Genomic DNA, 3,236 nt, shown 5'->3' with positions numbered 1-3,236 from the left:
GATCCCCCCGCGACCGCGGGGGGATCAGTCATGTCGGGCGCCTGCGGACCGTTGCAGGACCGCAATGCGGACAGGGGGTGACGGTGGCCGGAAGGCTCGCCTAGATTTCGTGCCCATTACAAAGGTGATCAGTGAGGGGACGGAGTCGCCAGATGTCAGAAGATACCGACACGAAGCCACCGACAGTGACACCCGCGAGGGCGGTCATCGCGGTGTGCCTGATCGCGCCGTTCGTGGCCATGCTCTGGGTGAGCTCCTACGCGAAGGTCGAACCGACCTTCATAGGCATTCCGTTCTTCTACTGGTACCAGATGCTCTGGGTGCTCATCTCGACCGCACTCACCATGATCGCGTACAAGCTGTGGCAGCGTGACCAGCGCGCCCGCAAGGGGGGTGCGTCAGCATGAAGGACGGCGTGAACGGCGTGGCACTCGCCGTCTTCATCTTCTTCTTCCTGGCCGTCACGGTCATCGGCTTCATGGCCTCCCGCTGGCGCAAGGCCGAGTCGGAGGCCACCCTCGACGAATGGGGGCTGGGCGGACGGTCGTTCGGCACCTGGGTCACCTGGTTCCTGCTCGGCGGCGACCTGTACACGGCCTACACCTTCGTGGCCGTGCCCGCGGCGATCTACGCGGCCGGAGCGGCGGGCTTCTTCGCCGTCCCGTACACGATCCTCGTCTACCCGCTGATCTTCACCTTCCTGCCCCGGCTCTGGTCCGTCTCCCACAAGCACGGCTACGTCACCACCTCGGACTTCGTCCGCGGCCGGTTCGGCTCGAAGGGCCTCTCGCTGGCGGTCGCGCTCACCGGCATCCTCGCCACGATGCCGTACATCGCGCTGCAACTGGTGGGCATCCAGGCCGTGCTGGACGTCATGGGCGTCGGCGGCGGCGAGAACACGCACTGGTTCGTCAAGGACCTGCCGCTGCTCATCGCCTTCGCCGTCCTCGCCGCGTACACGTACTCCTCGGGGCTGCGCGCGCCGGCGCTCATCGCGTTCGTCAAGGACGGCCTGATCTACCTGGTCATCGCGGTGGCGATCATCTACATCCCCATCAAGCTCGGCGGCTTCGACGACATCTTCGCCAAGGCGGGCGACGCCTTCGCGCAGACGAACGAGGCCACCGGCAAGCCGCGCGGCGCCCTCGTGCCGGGCGAGATGGGGCAGTGGGGTTACGCCACGCTGGCCCTGGGCTCGGCGCTGGCGCTCTTCATGTACCCGCACTCGATCACGGCCACGCTCTCCAGCCGCAGCCGTGAGGTCATCCGGCGCAACACCACGATCCTGCCGCTGTACTCGCTGATGCTGGGCCTGCTGGCGCTGCTCGGGTTCATGGCGATCGCGGCCGGGATCAAGGTGGACAACGGCCAGCTCGCCATCCCGCAGCTGTTCGAGAACATGTTCCCCGACTGGTTCGCCGGGGTGGCCTTCGCCGCCATCGGCATCGGCGCCCTGGTGCCCGCCGCGATCATGTCGATCGCCGCGGCCAACCTGTTCACCCGCAACATCTACAAGGACTTCATCAAGCCGGACGCGACACCCGCCCAGGAGACGAAGGTCTCCAAGCTGGTCTCGCTCCTGGTCAAGGTCGGGGCGCTCGCCTTCGTCCTCACCATGGACAAGACGGTGGCCATCAACTTCCAGCTGCTCGGCGGAATCTGGATCCTCCAGACGATGCCGGCCCTGGTGGGCGGCCTCTTCACCCGCTGGTTCCACCGCTGGGCCCTGATCGCCGGCTGGGCGGTCGGCATGCTCTACGGCACGATCGCCGCGTACGGGGTCGCCAGCCCGACCCAGAAGCACTTCGGCGGTTCCTCGAAGGAGATCCCGGGCATCGGCGAGATCGGCTACATCGGTCTCACCGCGTTCGTCCTCAACGTGGTCGTGGTCGTCGTCCTCACGTTCGTCCTGAACGCCGTGAAGGCGCCGGCCGGCGTGGACGAGACCTCTCCGTCCGACTACACCGCGGACGTGGGCGACCCGGGCGTCAAGGCGGACCTCCCGCCCGCGACCGTGGGCGCGCCGGGCGGTCACTGACCCCACCGCACCACACCCCTCAGCCGCCACGCCCCGCCCCGCGGGCCGTGGCGGCTCAGGTGCTTCGGGGCCCGCGCCACCGAGCGAGGGCACATGCGGGAACGCGTCCTGAGCGGGCGGGGAAGCGGGCGGAGGACGAAACCCGGCGCGGCACGCACCCGGCGTGCGGCAGACTGCCGCCATGGACGTATCGATAAGGCCGGTCCGCCCCGAGGAGCACGAGGTCCTGGGCGAGATCACCGCGCAGGCGTACCTCGGGGACGGGCTCCTGTCCTTCGGAGCCGACGATCCGTACCTGCGGCAGCTGCGCGCGGTGGGACGGCGGGCGGCCGAGGCCGAGGTGCTGGTCGCCCTGGGCGCCGGGGACGAACTGCTGGGCGGTGTCACGTACGTCGGGCCCGGCAGCCCGTGGGCGGACGTCGCCGGCGAGGGCGAGGCCGAGTTCCGGATGCTGGCCGTCTCCCCGGAGGCGCGGGGGCGCGGGGCGGGCGAGGCGCTCGTGCGGGCCTGCATCGACCGGGCACGCACCGCCGGAGGGCTCACGGGCCTCGTCCTGTCGACGCAGCCGGCCATGCGGGGGGCCCACCGGATCTACCGGCGCCTCGGCTTCGTACGGACCCCCGAACGGGACTGGGCGCCGCTCCCGAACCTCCCGCTGCTGACCTTCCGGCTGGAGCTCTGAGCCGTCGCGACACAACATGTGGGGGCCGCCTCAGCAGGCGGCCCCCACATGTATGCTCATGCTCGCTGTCGCCGCAGGGGAATCCGGTGCGAATCCGGAACTGTCCCGCAACGGTGTGACCGGTGTGCCCCGCGTACCCCGGAAGTCCGAAGACCTGCCGACGGTGCGCCCGGTTCGACCGATCCGGGTGCCGAGACGTCCGGGCCCCGCGGAGGGCCGGTGGACGCCGTGCGGAGTGCTGCCCGTGTCCGGGGCACCGCCCTGCCGGCTGCCTCCGCTCCCGCCGGCCCCGAGCCGAGCGAGGGATAGCCCCAGTGACCATCGCGCCCGCCGATCCGGTCTCAGCGACCGCGTCAGCCGATTCCCCCCGTGCCACGACCGACGGGCCGGGGACCGCACTGCTGCGCACCCTGACCGACCTCACCGCCGACCTGCCCGACACCGACCCCGGCCGGGTCGCCGCCCCCCCGCGGCGCGGCCGCCGCGCGGGGGGGGGCGCGGGCCCGCTGTGGGCGC

The 3,236-nt window shown here is 70.8% G+C and carries 4 protein-coding genes and 1 riboswitch; all 4 genes read left to right on the top strand.

Annotation, left to right across the window (positions count from 1 at the left end):
* Positions 1 to 152 precede the first annotated feature (152 nt).
* Positions 153 to 407 carry a DUF3311 domain-containing protein gene (locus ABZ371_RS30715; protein WP_358685804.1) on the top strand — a complete coding sequence of 85 codons (255 nt, stop codon included), beginning with the start codon at positions 153 to 155 and terminating at the stop codon, positions 405 to 407.
* Positions 404 to 2,038 carry a monocarboxylate uptake permease MctP gene (gene mctP / locus ABZ371_RS30710; RefSeq protein WP_358685802.1) on the top strand — a complete coding sequence of 545 codons (1,635 nt, stop codon included), beginning with the start codon at positions 404 to 406 and terminating at the stop codon, positions 2,036 to 2,038. The genes ABZ371_RS30715 and mctP overlap by 4 nt, the downstream gene beginning before the upstream one ends.
* A 181-nt stretch (positions 2,039 to 2,219) precedes the next feature.
* Entirely contained in the window at positions 2,220 to 2,720 is a 501-nt protein-coding gene (locus ABZ371_RS30705) for an N-acetyltransferase (protein ID WP_358685800.1), read from the top strand.
* 77 nt (positions 2,721 to 2,797) lie between these two features.
* Positions 2,798 to 2,875, top strand: a riboswitch (cobalamin riboswitch).
* Between the two features lie 159 nt (positions 2,876 to 3,034).
* Positions 3,035 to 3,236 (top strand): hypothetical protein (locus ABZ371_RS30700; RefSeq protein ID WP_358685798.1); only part of this gene is annotated, 202 nt, incomplete at its 3' end.

The organism is Streptomyces sp. NPDC005899, from assembly GCF_040629645.1.
Lineage (GTDB): Bacteria > Actinomycetota > Actinomycetes > Streptomycetales > Streptomycetaceae > Streptomyces.
The sequence above is the reverse complement of the archived record's forward strand: the minus strand, read 5'-3'. Positions and strand labels throughout refer to the sequence as shown.

Excerpts from the sequence above, each read along its gene's own strand:
- ABZ371_RS30715 (WP_358685804.1), top strand. The coding sequence starts at position 153 with ATGTCAGAAGATACCGACACGAAGCCACCGACAGTGACACCCGCGAGG.
- mctP (WP_358685802.1), top strand. The coding sequence starts at position 404 with ATGAAGGACGGCGTGAACGGCGTGGCACTCGCCGTCTTCATCTTCTTC.
- ABZ371_RS30705 (WP_358685800.1), top strand. The coding sequence starts at position 2,220 with ATGGACGTATCGATAAGGCCGGTCCGCCCCGAGGAGCACGAGGTCCTG.